Below are 14,423 nucleotides of genomic sequence, written 5' to 3' on the forward strand. Positions count from 1 at the left end.
TGGGTGAAGCAATTTCAATCGTACCCACCACTAATACAACATGCGTTCAGTATTTATTGATGCGTGCGTGGACCTATTGGAGAAAGAGGTCAAGGCAACCAAAGGCCTCACTGGCCTGACAGCTCAGCATGCCTATGGGTTGGTGTGTGCATTAAAGCCTGATGCACCTCATCGGGCGGTGGATTATCTAATGGATGATTTCATCCTGGCATATCAAAAGACGCAGCCAGACCCTAAAGCTGTGGCCGCTGCCTGGCTCGCCATAACAGACGAGCGAGTGAAAGAACGCAAGCATCCTTTGGTGACTAAGCTATACAAGGGACTAAGGCCGCGCGCGCAGCCTTATGTTGAACTAGCAGTGCCTAAATTTGCAACGTTGGTTGAGCAATTTCAGTTCAGTTAGACCAAGCAGGCACTTGAGGTGCTTCCACAAAATTCAGATAGATCCAAACATGCTCTGGCTCGTATTGCTTGCTAACATGCTCAAACACTGATTTCACGTCACCAGCTGGTAGCTCTTTAAAGAAATCCAACTCTGTTTCAACCAAACCATCTTGATTTGGGATTTTCAAAAAATCCAAGGTTTCTTTTAGCATCGGTCGCTTGGTATAAAGCCAGTTGCGGATTAATTCTTGGCAGACATCGGATTCGGCTTTGGAGTCGCTGCTTTTAAACTTGTCGTGCAGCTTACGCGCTTGATCATCTCTTTTTTGCCCAAGCTGAAGGGTGACACCGCTTGTTTTTGATTTAATGCCGAGGCGGGAAAAAAGCGTTTCGCGTACTTTGCGGGAACAGCTGTTCATCATTTCAGCGAAGGTTTTATCGGATGTGTTTGAGATAATCGCGATTGAGTTCATGGAGCTGTTGATAGCAGGGAATTACGCAACTGAAAACTCTTCTCACCCACCAAACGGGGATTATGAGTCACCATTAATACGGTCATGCCCAGCTCCACGTTGAGTTCCCGAATCAAATCCACAATGGCAATTCCAGTTGCTTCGTCGAGATTGCCTGTTGGTTCATCCGCCAGCAGTAATTTGGGATGCGTCACCAATGCCCGCGCCAAGGCCACACGCTGTTGCTCGCCGCCGGACAGCTCACCCGGCCGATGCGCCAATCTGGCGGCCAAACCGACGCGTTCAAGCCATTTTTCTGCTCTTAAGGCGGCTTGCTTTTTACTAAAGCCGCCAATCAACAGGGGCAATTGCACATTTTCAACCGCCGTGAGTTCAGGCAACAGATGGTGAAATTGAAATACGAAGCCAATTTTTTCGTTTCTAAATCTGGACATCCGAGTCGCCCGAAGCGCAAAAATATTCTGGCCGTCCAGCAATACTTCGCCGCCCGTCGGCGCGTCCAACGTCCCCAAGATATGCAGCAGCGTGCTTTTACCAGCGCCCGAAGGACCAGTGATGGTCTGCATATCCCCTGAAGGAACGCTCCAACTCAAGTGGCTTAATACCGGCACCTCTTTGCCATCCAAAAAGTAGCTTTTAGAAAGGTCATTCACTTCTAACTTCATGACCTAAGCCCATCCACCGGTTTCAAGCGCGCCGCAAACCAAGCCGGCGGCACAGTGGCTAAAAAGCTAACCACCAAAGCACCCAGGGTCACGTACAGCACTTCAAACCCATCGACACGCACAGGAATCTGGCTAATATAATAAACTTCTGCGTCCAGCCCAATGCCAAAATATTGCAATATCGCGCAAAGCCCCAGACCAATCGCCAGTCCAAGCGCCGTGCCAATACTGCCAATGGTCAATCCATAAGCCACGAAGATTTTCATAATCGACACATCGGTCGCGCCCATGCTTTTCAAAATGGCAATCTCTTTGCCTTTTTCCAAAACGACCATAATCAGCGTCACCAAAATCAACAAACTGGCCATCGCCATCAAAGTCATCAAGATAATAAACATGGCAATTTTTTCTAGCTTCAACGCAGAGAAAAGTGGCCGATTCATCTCCATCCAATCCCGCGCATAAAACGGATACCCGCCCAAAATGCGGTCAATGGCATCAGAAACAACATTCGCCAGCTCAGGATTAGCGATTTTATACTCAACACCTGTAACGGCATCGCCCAACCCAAACAAACTCTGCGCGCTTTTCAAAGAAACATACGCGAACTTCGAATCGTACTCATACATGCCCGTATTAAACAGGGCGGAAACCCTAAAAGTCTTAGTCTTAGGCAACAAACCTGTCGGGCCCAACTCGCCCAAAGGGCTAACCAAGCTCACGGCATCACCCAAAAACACCTTAAGATTTTTAGCCATCTCAAGGCCAATCACGATGCCCTGTCCGCCTTCAAAATCCCACTTTCCTTCTTTGATGCTTTTCTGCAAATCAGCGTCTGGCTCCAAAATACCCTTAAGCACCACGCCGCTCATGTTGTACTTGGAAGACAACATCCCTTCGCCCAAAATAAACGGCCTAGCACTGAGCACCCCGGGCAAAGCTTTGGTCTTTTGAGTAACCATTTCATAATCAGAAAACTCGTGCCCGTAACGCATCAACATCACATGCGGGTTCGATCCCAAAATCTTGTCCCGAAAGTCGCCCGAAAATCCGTTCATAACGCTCATGACCACAACCATGCCCGCGCATGCGCCCATGACAGCCAAAATTGAAATCAAAGTAATAATCGATACCGCTTTGTGACTTCGCTTCGCCATCAAAAACCGGCGAGCCATCAAACCTTCATAAGCAAAAGATGGGTTAAATCGCCCTTCGCCGCAGAACAGGTAAACAAACGCCGCGAAAACACCGCCGCCTAACAGCGCGCCCGCTCCCCAAGCAACCCAATTAACAATTTGATAAGCCGGCGATTCAATCATCGCGCACGCATCTTCGGAAACAAGATGACATCCCGAATCGACTGACTATTGGTCAACAACATTACAAGCCTATCAATGCCAATGCCCTGCCCGGCTGTTGGCGGCATGCCGACTTCCAAAGCCGTCAAAAAGTCTTCATCAACATCCTGTGCTTCGAAGTTCCCTGCAGCTTTCTGCCTGGCTTGATCTTCAAATCGCCCACGCTGATCCTGTGGGTCGTTAAGCTCTGAAAAAGCATTCGACACTTCCATGCCAGCGCAGAACAATTCAAATCGATCCACCACCGCCAAATCGCTATCACGCCTTCGAGCGAGCGGGCTAACCGCCACTGGAAAGTCCAACAAGAACGTTGGTTGAATCAAGAGCGGCTCGATTTCATGTTCAAACACCGCGTAAAGCAAATGCAGCGCCAAGTTTCGAGAAGCAACTTCAGAAAAAGCAGCTTCCTGTGACCAGCCATGTTCTTTCAAAATCAACTTCGCCGTATCCGGCGCAACCGTCCGACCCTGAGCAATTTCCAATGCCCATTTCACATCAGAAATTTTCTCCAAAGCTTCCGAACGTTCAGCAGAAAGGCCAATATGTTCAGCCACCAAACGCGCAATGGAAACCCGGCGAAACGGCTTTTCAAAATCAAGCTCATACTCGCCAAAAGTCATTTGATACTTGCCATGGAGCACAAACACTAAGCGCCTAAACAACTCTTCGGTCATGGCCATCAAATCTTCATAAGTGGCGTAAGCCTGATAAAATTCGATTGTGGTAAATTCAGGATTGTGCCGCGTGCTAACGCCTTCATTTCTAAACAAACGTCCAATTTCATAGACACGTTCGAAGCCACCAACAACCAAGCGTTTTAAATGCAGCTCAGTCGCAATGCGTAAACTCAAATCTTCATCGAGCGCATTGTGATGCGTCATAAACGGCCGCGCAGCAGCACCGCCGGCAATATCACTTAAAATGGGCGTTTCAACTTCCATAAAATCGCGAGCATCCAAAAACGCCTGGATTTCGCGAATAATCTTCGTTCGGGCTTTAAAGACGGCTCGAGCTTCTTCGTTACCAATCAAATCTAAATAGCGCTGGCGATAACGCTGCTCGATATTAGTCAAGCCGTGCCATTTTTCGGGCAAAGGCTTAAGCGACTTTGTCAAAACTTCGAAGCCCGTGACATGCAACGACAGCTCGCCAGTCTTGGTGCGCATGGGTGTGCCAGTCACGCCAATGAAATCGCCCATATCGGTTAATTTGAGCTGCTCTTCAGCAGCGCCTAAAGCCGCTTTTTGAATAAATAGTTGCAACGTGCCGCTGCGGTCTTGAATGCGATAGAAACAAGCCTTGCCCATGTCACGCATAGCCATGACGCGCCCGGCTAGCTTATATACAGTCGTCGCGCCTTCCAGATCTTCACGAGTTTTTTCTGAATACAACGCATGAAACTCGCCAGCCGTTATGCCAGGCTTAAATTGGTTACCGTAAGGATTTTGACCCAGTTCGTTCAATTGCGCCGCTTTTTGGAGGCGCTCTTCTTTAATGCGTGATTCAGTCATAAGCGGCTTAAAGATAGCGGAATTTCAGCTGGAGTAAACCCAAATTTCAGCGTTAAGCTGCCCTCAGACACACTTCTTGGACCTACGCCCCCCGTTGGGCCGGCTATGGTCCAAGCTGTTGGCACTTGTCGATGCCGTTGGCATCTTCGGGAACGCGTTTTGACATCTGAAAGATGTCTCAGTGCCAGTAGCCTGGGTTGAACGAGCGCAGCGAGTGAGGCCCAGGTAGGCAGATTGACCGCCCCCTCCCGGGAAACTAAGGTAAAAATTTATCAGGCGCTTTAAGTTTCCTTGGCAAATACTCTTCAATTACAAAGTTCAGCCCATGCAGACTCAATGCCTGTTGCTCAGCTCTAACGCCCATTTTAAGCATCTTGTTCAACGCATCTTGCCAAGGCTTATGCGCCTGAAAAAACGGATCATTCTTCAGCGCATCTGTCGCGCGCTTCTTATCTTGGTCGCCCAACGGATGCGTTGCCTTGTTAAGGCCATAAAGTTCAATATCGCTCGGCATCAAGCCCATGTAAGATGCATGCGGCACGCAGAAGAATTGGTTAATATGCGCAGCATTACCCGAACCTACTTTAAGCGTCCTGTAGATATTGCCGATCCCATAAGGATCGCAGTCGGTGAATGCATACACAGGCACCTTCGCAGATTCCGACAGACGTCTAACGAAACGTCTGCAAGCGCGGGTAGGCACGCCGCCCATGCTGACGAGAATGCAGTTCGCCTTTTTCCAGTATTTATGACTTTGGAGCCTCTGAAACATACCTTGCGTTTCAATACACAAGATAAAGCTTGCCTTGGTCTTAAACTCCAGATGCTCTACCCAAGAAGGCACAGCGTAAGCGCCCGAGCCAAACTTGGTGCAATCGATAGATATGCGCTCGCCAGATTCGAGGTCAGTATCAATCACAACGAGCTCGCCCGCAACTGAGCCACCATGTTGGTCAGGCACGAAGCGCAATTCTTCTCGCGTTAACCCTTCCAGTGCAAATAAGGCCTCAATGTCATCCATCACACCGTCTGATTCAGGTTGCTCGTTAAAGCGAGCGTCACCCCAGTTTTTTGACTGATAATACGCATCTCTCTTGGTTGCGAAATCGTCGCTCAAAACGAGATCTCGGCTTAAGGACATCATCTTGAGCGTCTGTGCAAAAGTCTTGACAGTATTCACGCTCAATGTGCGCTTTTTAGTTTCGTTGCCCAGCTCGAAAAATCCGACATCGCCGTCATAACTCACGTTGCTCAAGGACCGCACGGGCATCTTAAGGGTAGGTGCTTTCTGCTTTTCGATTTCTGAATAAATCGCTCTGGCAGCTTTTTCGATGGCACTAAGCGCGTTTTTGTTCGGGTTTTTTTTGGCCATAATTTTTTTCCAAGAGGTGGGTCAGATTTTCAATTGTTTTTGCCTTTTCGGCCGCAGAAAGTTGCAATATAGATTGCAAAGCTTCTCCAATAGGATTCAAGTATTTTTCGATATAACCGCGCTTTTTCGCTTCTTCAGCTTGGCGCTTTTGATGTCGCAAATAACGCTGCAAGCGCCTGCCGGCTTCCATCAATGCCAACCTGAATTCTTTCAAAATCTCAGGATAGTGGGCAATCGCCTCTTTGGACTCAGACGTGTAAGGCACCCAAACAGAAGCCACGTGCATGACCACAACCACCGGACCCGTCGGCAATGCGCCTCTTGACTGATCTAAGTTGTAAGACTTCCAGGGCACCGATAAGGCTGCTTTCGTCATAGCGCACGCAGATGCCTGATACTGAAGCGGCACCCGGTTTGCATAGCGGTATACTTGCATGAGGCCATCCGCCTTCAAGCCTTTGCCGTAAAACAGCCCAACTTCCACCTGAAAGGGGTTACCACGATAAACAAAGGGTGGCCTGGTGACCGCAGTCACGAAATAACCGTCTTCACGAGACGCAATCGCGCCGTCCTCACCTGCTTCTACCTGGCGAGATTGCATCTCAGTTTCAGCGGTGGCAAATTCAAATTGCGACTGGCCCTTCTTCTCAGGCTTCGCGGCAATGCCGGTGCCCCCTGTGACTAAGCTAAGCTGCTCTTCTTCGTCCCAACGCTGTGACTCAACGAAGAGCCAATAGAGCGCTTTCATTAAGTTATCTTCGCCCAGCGGGGATAAGCAATTTGTCGGTGGCGGCAACAGCTTAGTCGCTTGAATCGCTTGGTAAAGTTTTTCAGCCTCAGCCCTGGCCAGTCCTTGGCTCGGCTTGCCTAAAGCGAGCCCTGCCGCTTTCACAATTTCAGCCGCAGCAGCATCCGACACGCGAGAAAACTCGGTTTTCAAGAAGGTACCAAGTGTTTGTTTTTTTGCATCCTGCAACAGCTGCATCAGCAAGCCAATCTCAACGCCATGCGGGTGACGCTTAATCTCCAGCGGTGCTTTGGGCAAAGTGGTCATCACGCGAGGGAAAGGATGTTTATCGCCCTTAGGATCTATATAAAGCAAGTTAGCATGAGGGTTCGATAGAGCTGTCTGGCTCAAATAAGACAAAATACCGTGTCGGCCTTCTTTATAAGCGCCTTCCAAATGGATGGTAATCTTGGTGCCAGATTTCTTCTCCGCCCACACCGGGTCATGATTCTCCCGGTCTTTCAAAATTTTGGGCATGTTCTTTTTCGTATCAATCTGAAGTTCTATCTCATGCACTGGGTGTTTGGAACTCGTCTTACTAATAATCAGCGCCGATTTACCAGTCGTCATCTGCCCGTACATAACCGCCGCAGAGATACCGATGCCCTGCTGCCCGCGCGACTGTCTCAAACGGTGAAACTTAGAACCATACAAAAGCTTGCCGAAAATATTACCGAGATGCGCCTTGGAAATACCAGGTCCATTATCCGTAATCGACACTGCAAATTGGCTGTTAGACTCAGCCTTAATCTCAACGATAATCTCCGGCATAATGCCGGCTTCTTCGCAAGCATCCAAAGAGTTATCCACCGCTTCTCGAACTGCTGTAAGCAAAGCTTTCAGCGGGTTATCAAAACCTAGCAAATGCCGGTTTTTGGCGAAAAACTCAGAAATCGATATTTCACGGATGTTAGATGTACTAGCCACAGCCAGTGTTTTAGCACATTTTAGTCATTATCTGGCAATATTATGAAACAAACGGCCTAAAGATAGCCAATCCCATCAATCCCATCAATCCCAATGAACAACCGCAGAATATCCCAGTAACAACTTATACACATAGGCTTCTACGGCTGACTGTTTAAGATAGTCACGAGCAAAAAAATTGGCGTTCCCGATGATTTCAACAACTTTATCTGGATTGGCTTTTGCCCACAGAATTTGTGATTCAAGGTTGGACATATCACTATCTAACGACAGATAATGGACGTTTTCTCCTAGCGCAAGATCGAAAAATGAATAGAAGCGAGATCTCTCTTTAAATATTAAAGAGTTTGTGGCGAGAAGCTGGGGAAATCGGTCAGGCCACACATTTCCATCTAACGAAGCAATATAACGATATGCCTGCATATTCGCTAGCGACATCGGGCGCTTAAGACCCACAGTATTTTCGATCTGCTCTTTGGCTCTTTTAGAAACCTGGGTATAGGAAGTAAAACCTGCATCGCAGAGGTCTGGTTTCTCTGAAGAGAATAACACCAAACGACTTCTAGGAAAATCTCGCCAATTAGCTTCCTCATACACGCCTCCCGTTTGAGAACCCCTCCAAACCAACCGATCTTTTTTTTCATTGAATGGCACAGATTGAGATTTAATATCGCTCAAGACCGAATCCATCCGTAGAAACTCCCCGCCTGCGATCATAGGGAACACGATATCCGCATATTCAGGTGACGCACTGAAAGAAAAAATGGGGAACAGAGGACCATTAACTGAAATTTGAGGCTCATCCAGCAAATTATATACAAATTCGATCCTGCCAAGAGGCCCGAAACGATTGATTGCTTGCCGAACCAATTGAACCACCACATGTATTCTGTCTTTGGCAGGACTTAGCGACCGTGCTTTAACACTGCTGCCATAAATTTTAATATGCACTCTAGTATCAGGATGAGATTGATAGGCCTCTCTGACTTGTTGAATTGTAATACGCTGAGACTGAAAAGGCTTTAAATCTCGATCGATTTGATTTTCATATGGCAAATCATAATTAGAAATACTCTCGTAGTCACCACAACCTGCCGATAATAACGTAAGCAAGGCACAAATGAAGACTAAACGATTTTTTACCATAGATTTTTTTCAAATTGCCTTAATTAACCGAGTTTAAATTTTCAGCGAGCATAACATAGATTACACTCGACAGGTATGAACTAGTGAAGCTCTATACACAAACTTCTATTTAATGTATTTCATTGAGTTGAAAAGCGCAGGAAGATCCAGGGTGATAATTTTTATGCAGGAATCGTTAACACCCAACGATAAAACCCCTTCATCCCCTTCTATTTCTAACCCAACCGGATAAGACACGAGCCAATCCTTTCTTAAAATTGGAGATTCAACCGCTCCACAACGATACATTCCATCAAAAACAATCGGCGCCTTAGAAATTTTCAAAACGCGAAAGGGCGGCTGGCCCTCAAAAATTAACGCGCCCATAAAATAGAATACCAGACCTTCAGAACGATGGACAGAATGAAAGAATGAAAGATAGGATTTTCTTCCATCGACCATAACTTCCTTTGCTGGTGTCCCCCCCCGGAGCTTACCCCAAGTCCAGGTGGTTGCTGGCGACTGGTACGCATACTTATTCTCAAACGAACACTTATCAGAGGGATCACAAAGAAGCCCTTCGGATATGACTTTATGCGTCGTTTCCAAATTATATGTCAAAAACAACTCGTCTTCATAGAAAAAAGGCGACCAATTCTTCTCATCTAATTGAGAATTTATAGGTTTAATTTTAAAAATCTGCAGGCGTTCTTTGTTCGTTTCAATCGCTTCTATCAAAACCATTTCTCTATTAGATGTCTTTTTTGCTAAATGGTTTCCCACCAAGACGACGCGACCAGAAGGGCCGGATAAAGCTCTTACATCTTCCAACGTAGCATCAACATTAAAATAAAAAGGTCCTTCTTTTACTTTAAAACTATCGTTTAGAGTAACGTATCCTGTTTTATTAAAATTATAAGAGCCTTTCGAGGTAAAATCAATCTCTCTAAAGATAAGGAAATAGCCTTTTCTGTTTTTTAAAATACTAGCATTAAAGGGAAACTTGACACCGGTAATAGCAACTGAGGAAACTGATGTAACTACGCCCTTTTCTTGTGCCGAGTCAATTTTGAACAACCGCGCATTGAGTGGCTCAAACTCGGGTCTTTCAGACGGCTCCGCAATTTGACAAGACTGTACCAACAATAGTAGCAAGATAATAGGCTTTGAAAAGATAATACGAATCATTTTATTTGTACTGCCTCAAAAAATTAATACATTGATTATATTTAAGTGAATTACCACCAAGGCCTCCAACCTCCGAAAGGCCATTTGCACCATTGTGTAACGCGTCACTACCCGTTTCTCCCTCCGCAAAAGGGATAACACTTAACTCGCTCAAAGCATGCCATCTCGGTATTCCTCTTTTTGCCAGAGAATAACTAATTACAACATCGTCAGACAAATAACATTCCTTACTCGCCGCAGAATTCGCTTCAAGCTCTTGAATAAGCGCATCACTGAATATATTTAGGCGGTAAGCAACAGCCCCCCAGCCTTCGACAATATCGGTAGACTGAGACCCCTCGCATTCACCGAGGGTAGGCCATATTTTGTTCAATGAACCATACGCTGATAAACAGTTAACCTGAGACGAGGCTGCGCCACCCTTTAAAATCGCTGTTTCTACAACACGAGCCAGTAAATCTGGGGCATAACCGATATCATCATCGAGGGTAATAACGATACCGTCTTTCACGCCTCTCTCATGCAGCATCTTCACAACTGGGAGCATTTTTGAAATAGGACCAAAGTCTTTAATAAGAGGAACACGCTCTACCTTTGGGAAAGCATATACGGGGCTCTCTAAACTATAGGACGCACCAGTCCTGCCAAATTTAGAGGGGATGGCGAGAAAAACTGCCTCAACATGATCTAAAAATGGTTGAGCTCCTAATAGAACAAAGAGAGAATCATCTAACCTTTTCGGTGAAGTAGTGTACGAGACATAAATTTTATATTTTTTTAAAAAATTCTGAACCCGAGGATTATCGCTTATCCTCCCCGACCAATGGCGCTGCAAGCATTTCGCCAATTGTTCAGGATTAGTCTTCAATATGGCGCATTCAGCGTTTTCATGTGTTTTAACACAGGATATTACAAAAAAAAGCGCCAGAGAAGATATGGTAAATATTCCATAGAAATTCATCATTTAATTATTGTACCATTATTTAAAAGCCAAGTGTACCAGTACCGGTCATATTGCAGTTCCTAGGTCGCCCCATCTTTGCAGGTCTCCATAAGTTTGTAACAACCGATACACATATTGTTCAACCATAGGCTGCCTCATCTGACTACCTACGAATTCATTAGCGTTCTTTACAATGATCCGAACTTTTGAATCATTTTGCCGTGCCCAAAGAATTTGTTCAGCCAAATCTGAGCTATCTTGTTTCACCGGAAGGTAATGTTTGTACGGTACAAGCGAGCTATAGAAAAATTCGTAAAAGGGGGAGTCTTGTTTAAACACAACCGAACCAGAGGCTAAGAGCCGCACAAAACGATCTGCCCAACCATTTCCATCATAGGATGCCACATATTTCCATTTCATCATCTCAGGTTCTGAAATGCGCTCCTTCAATCCGATCTCACCTGCCATGGCAAGCATGCCTTCTTCCGTTACCTGGCTGTAGCTCGAAAATCCAGCATTACATAAAGCCGGGATTTCGTTACATTTGAGCACCAATTTACTTCTGCCAAATTCCTTCCAATTGGTGGCATCAAATACACCACCTGTCTGGCTTCCTCGCCACACTAGCTGTTCGACCTTCGACTCCCAAGAAACATCAAGGGAATTAATATCTTTGTATCTAGAATCTATATTTAAAAACTGCGGAACATAGGGGAATAGGATATCAGCATAATCATCTGTCTTTTGAAAGGAAAATAACGGCAAAGATTCACATTTGTCAGTTCGACAAATTTTTATTTGCGGTTCATCTAGCAAATTAAATACCAAGGCCATGTTCTGCAACTTTCCATATGCCCTGACTGACTGCCTAATCAGCTGGATAATTTGTGCCGCTCTATCCAGTCGCAAGCTATCTCTATCATCAGTCGTATATCTAACTTCGCCGTCAACGATTTCAACATATAAACGAGTATGGGGAGATTGCTGATAGCTTTTCAATACGGATTTTGGTGTCAAGCCGGTTTGGCTAAAAACCATTAAATCTCTCTTTATTTGATTTTCATAAGAAAGTCTAAAATCTGGTCTTCTTGGTTCTCTTTCATTGTCGCAACCAAATGCAATTAAAATGGTTGCCAATATCAATAGCTTTGTTATCTGTTTCATTATATTTCCGAAGAAAACATACTTCTCATTTTCTCAAAAAACGGCCTTAACATCCCGGCACCTTCCGCGTAATGCTGCCCCAAAGGCGTCTTAAGAAACTCCTCAAAAGTTCTATACTCAGGATTCACTTGCCTAAAATTAAACGCCCAATTCGCCAACACAACAATTAAATCCTTCCGCCCTTCCTGAGCCAGCCCATTCAAATGCTTAGGCAATTCCCATTGACGATTCGAAAACAATTTGCGCGACTTATCCCAAGTTTCATCTTCATCAACCCTTTTTTTCAAAAACAAAAGCTGACCAGTACTTTGGGAATTCGATTTAGCCAAATCGACTAAAGGCTTTGCAACCCCCATAAAGGTGTTCACAACCAATAAGTTTTTGGCAGCGCTATAAGCGACATTTAAAGCTTTTAGCAAGCCGCCTAAATTAGCGGTCACATACGCTGGATTTAAGCCGGTTGCTCTCGAAACGTGTGCACTTTGAATCTTGGGGGGCATCTGCCAGGCGACCAATCCGGGCAATGCATAAGCAAAAGTAGTGACACCATAAAAGGCTAACATCATGCCCATACTCGTTGCGGTCCCATCGTTGTCGCAGTTAGCGTTCGTCAAACCGGCGTAAAACAGTCGACTGTTTACCAGACAAGAAAAAATTTCCTTTTCACGCGGAAGTATTCGCTCAATCGCTTCCGCTATACGTTTCACATCTACAAACTGGGTGAATCTGGACCTGGCCATCGTCGCTAGCAAGTGGTCGTCCACACTCGTCTCAGGATAAACTACAGTGATTAGTTCGGCCCAATAGAGCATAATTGACGCTGCTTTTTCTACCTCGCCTCGTTCATAAGCCTCGCGCGCAGCATCTAAGATATGATTCAATGTGGGAAGAAATCGCTCAAAAATGGCACGAGCCATCTGAGCATCCATACCAAAACGCGCATTGAGTTGAACATATCCCTGGCTTAACTGAGTTTCCGCATTGCTCTTATTGGTAGCGCGCGTGAAATCGTTAATTGCTTGCTGAATATCATTGGAGCCCGGTTCGCTGACACCTAGGATCAATGCCTTTCCAAACTGGTCGTAAACACCACCCAGGACAGGGTGCACCTTTGTCAGTGGGCCTTTTAAATTTGTATGAAGCAGATTGGCTGACCAGGTGAGAAAAATGGATGGCAGGGGGATCCCAGTAGACTTTTTAATCTGCGATAGGCTTTGCCCCAAATACGCTCTATAGCCCAAGTCGGTTACAATCAAAGATAACGGAATCGGATTTAAGACCGCCGCATAATACGCTTGCACCTCAGGAAGTGCGTAGCCGGGGTCAATCCAACGCAGGTTTCCCTCTACGTTTTCTTTAAACTCAGGTGTAAAATAATCCATGCCACCTAAGACCGCTTCGAAGCACCAACGCAAGAAGCGGTCGTCAAGATATTCGGGGTCATATTGCCGGATATAGCTCAGCATGTTCGCCAGCATCGCCGACTGTACCGCCATAGTAGGCGCGCTTTTCATGGTAACCAGGCCAGGAACAATAACCGCTAGATAGCGAAACAAGTTGGTTCGCATGACAAGGCCCAGTTCACTCCATAATAGGCCTATCTCCATTTGCCGTCTTCTATGCAAATCGTAGCTCGTGGAGGTCAAATTAGCTGCCGGCTCGCCAATGTTCTGCACTAATTTGCGTGTGCGAGCTGCCAAATCAAATACTTGAGCGCGAGTCATCCCATCGGAGAAAGCTCGGTTTAAGGGCGTAATCGAAGCAGGCAATTTTCCGTTAACGTAAGATGCCAAGCCAGCACCAACGAGGCTTGTCATCAGAGGCCGCATAGAAACAACATGGTTTTCACGATGACTGTTACTTGCAGATTCGCCTAACGCCCAGATGGCAAGCACATCATGAACTCTCGCTTCTAACTGACCGTACTTTACAAGTTGCGTCTCAACATCTTTCAAACTAATCTTTTGAAATTGCGAACGTGCCTTGTCGTAAATTTCTAAATCATCAGGGCTATATTCTGGCAAGAACTCACTGAATAGATACACAGCAAAAGCCAGAGCGTCTGGTGTTTCGAGTGTAAACAAGGCATCGAAAATAGGCATCCAGCTGGCCATCGTCATGCGAGATTTGATGCTTTCAGTACTGTGCGCGCGCAAACTGGCACGATAAAAGTCGGTCATCGAAGTTTGGAATTCATCTGCAAACTCTGACTTAACTGGTGGAAATGCTGCATTATAAGCATCTTGTGTTTTCGCAGTAATTTTATCCTGTAAATGCTTACTAAAACCGTTGCGCAGGTTCGTTCCCTGCAGCGAAATCAGACCTTTGGTAAACGGGATATCTTCAAGAACGGTAAATCCCATTTCGGCCAAAAATGGTATGCCGTAATCAGCAACCAATGCCCATTGGGCATGAGACTCAGCAGCAAACATGATTGCTAGTCCTAAAGACAACAAAATCGCTCTAAAACCATACAACAAATGTCTCATACAGATGGACGCTATCCTATTTAATATAGGTGTCAAT

General features: G+C 45.8%; 12 protein-coding genes. 1 reads left to right on the top strand and 11 read right to left on the bottom strand.

Going from position 1 to position 14,423, the window contains the following annotated elements; translation table 11 throughout:
- The first annotated feature begins 40 nt into the window (after positions 1-40).
- The gene (locus tag V4534_04630; protein ID MES2504147.1) at positions 41-403 is read left to right on the top strand and encodes a hypothetical protein; all 363 of its coding nucleotides are present in this window, start codon (positions 41-43) and stop codon (positions 401-403) included.
- Here the strand turns inward: V4534_04630 and V4534_04635 are convergent.
- From V4534_04635 to V4534_04685, 11 genes are all read right to left on the bottom strand, one after another.
- Positions 396-857: a hypothetical protein gene (locus tag V4534_04635; protein MES2504148.1), complete on the bottom strand. Its 462-nt coding sequence runs from the start codon at positions 855-857 to the stop codon at positions 396-398. The two genes, V4534_04630 and V4534_04635, sit on opposite strands and share 8 nt — an antisense overlap.
- Positions 854-1,522 carry an ABC transporter ATP-binding protein gene (locus tag V4534_04640; GenBank protein MES2504149.1) on the bottom strand — a complete coding sequence of 223 codons (669 nt, stop codon included), beginning with the start codon at positions 1,520-1,522 and terminating at the stop codon, positions 854-856. The genes V4534_04635 and V4534_04640 overlap by 4 nt, the downstream gene beginning before the upstream one ends.
- A complete protein-coding gene (locus V4534_04645) occupies positions 1,519-2,841 on the bottom strand; it encodes an FtsX-like permease family protein (GenBank protein ID MES2504150.1) in 1,323 nt (440 codons plus the stop codon). Before V4534_04645 ends, V4534_04640 begins: the two co-directional genes overlap by 4 nt.
- A complete protein-coding gene (gene lysS / locus V4534_04650) occupies positions 2,838-4,391 on the bottom strand; it encodes a lysine--tRNA ligase (protein MES2504151.1) in 1,554 nt (517 codons plus the stop codon). The genes V4534_04645 and lysS overlap by 4 nt, the downstream gene beginning before the upstream one ends.
- 256 nt (positions 4,392-4,647) lie before the next feature.
- Positions 4,648-5,763 carry a DNA topoisomerase IV subunit A gene (locus tag V4534_04655; GenBank protein ID MES2504152.1) on the bottom strand — a complete coding sequence of 372 codons (1,116 nt, stop codon included), beginning with the start codon at positions 5,761-5,763 and terminating at the stop codon, positions 4,648-4,650.
- Positions 5,729-7,477: a DNA topoisomerase VI subunit B gene (locus V4534_04660; GenBank protein ID MES2504153.1), complete on the bottom strand. Its 1,749-nt coding sequence runs from the start codon at positions 7,475-7,477 to the stop codon at positions 5,729-5,731. The genes V4534_04655 and V4534_04660 overlap by 35 nt, the downstream gene beginning before the upstream one ends.
- 84 nt (positions 7,478-7,561) lie before the next feature.
- Positions 7,562-8,623, bottom strand: coding sequence for a glycosyl transferase family 90 (locus V4534_04665; GenBank protein MES2504154.1), 1,062 nt, complete (start codon positions 8,621-8,623; stop codon positions 7,562-7,564).
- A gap of 105 nt (positions 8,624-8,728) precedes the next feature.
- Complete coding sequence (locus V4534_04670; GenBank protein MES2504155.1) at positions 8,729-9,790, bottom strand: hypothetical protein; 1,062 nt, start codon at positions 9,788-9,790, stop codon at positions 8,729-8,731.
- Position 9,791: 1 nt separating this feature from the next.
- Complete coding sequence (locus tag V4534_04675; GenBank protein MES2504156.1) at positions 9,792-10,754, bottom strand: hypothetical protein; 963 nt, start codon at positions 10,752-10,754, stop codon at positions 9,792-9,794.
- A 45-nt stretch (positions 10,755-10,799) separates the two neighbouring features.
- Positions 10,800-11,897 (bottom strand): glycosyl transferase family 90, encoded by a 1,098-nt coding sequence (locus V4534_04680; protein ID MES2504157.1) that lies wholly within the window; start codon positions 11,895-11,897, stop codon positions 10,800-10,802.
- Positions 11,897-14,386, bottom strand: coding sequence for a hypothetical protein (locus V4534_04685; GenBank protein MES2504158.1), 2,490 nt, complete (start codon positions 14,384-14,386; stop codon positions 11,897-11,899). Before V4534_04685 ends, V4534_04680 begins: the two co-directional genes overlap by 1 nt.
- Between the last annotated feature and the right edge of the window lie 37 nt (positions 14,387-14,423).

This window comes from Myxococcota bacterium, assembly GCA_040387835.1.
In the GTDB taxonomy this organism is placed as follows: Bacteria; Myxococcota; UBA727; order UBA727; family JABDBI01; genus JAZKCZ01.

What these genes read in the sequence shown, in the direction of transcription:
- V4534_04630 (MES2504147.1), top strand. Translation starts at nt 41, where the DNA reads ATGCGTTCAGTATTTATTGATGCGTGCGTGGACCTATTGGAGAAAGAG.
- V4534_04635 (MES2504148.1), bottom strand. Translation starts at nt 857, where the DNA reads ATGAACTCAATCGCGATTATCTCAAACACATCCGATAAAACCTTCGCT.
- V4534_04640 (MES2504149.1), bottom strand. Translation starts at nt 1,522, where the DNA reads ATGAAGTTAGAAGTGAATGACCTTTCTAAAAGCTACTTTTTGGATGGC.
- V4534_04645 (MES2504150.1), bottom strand. Translation starts at nt 2,841, where the DNA reads ATGATTGAATCGCCGGCTTATCAAATTGTTAATTGGGTTGCTTGGGGA.
- lysS (MES2504151.1), bottom strand. Translation starts at nt 4,391, where the DNA reads ATGACTGAATCACGCATTAAAGAAGAGCGCCTCCAAAAAGCGGCGCAA.
- V4534_04655 (MES2504152.1), bottom strand. Translation starts at nt 5,763, where the DNA reads ATGGCCAAAAAAAACCCGAACAAAAACGCGCTTAGTGCCATCGAAAAA.
- V4534_04665 (MES2504154.1), bottom strand. Translation starts at nt 8,623, where the DNA reads ATGGTAAAAAATCGTTTAGTCTTCATTTGTGCCTTGCTTACGTTATTA.
- V4534_04670 (MES2504155.1), bottom strand. Translation starts at nt 9,790, where the DNA reads ATGATTCGTATTATCTTTTCAAAGCCTATTATCTTGCTACTATTGTTG.
- V4534_04675 (MES2504156.1), bottom strand. Translation starts at nt 10,754, where the DNA reads ATGATGAATTTCTATGGAATATTTACCATATCTTCTCTGGCGCTTTTT.
- V4534_04680 (MES2504157.1), bottom strand. Translation starts at nt 11,897, where the DNA reads ATGAAACAGATAACAAAGCTATTGATATTGGCAACCATTTTAATTGCA.
- V4534_04685 (MES2504158.1), bottom strand. Translation starts at nt 14,386, where the DNA reads ATGAGACATTTGTTGTATGGTTTTAGAGCGATTTTGTTGTCTTTAGGA.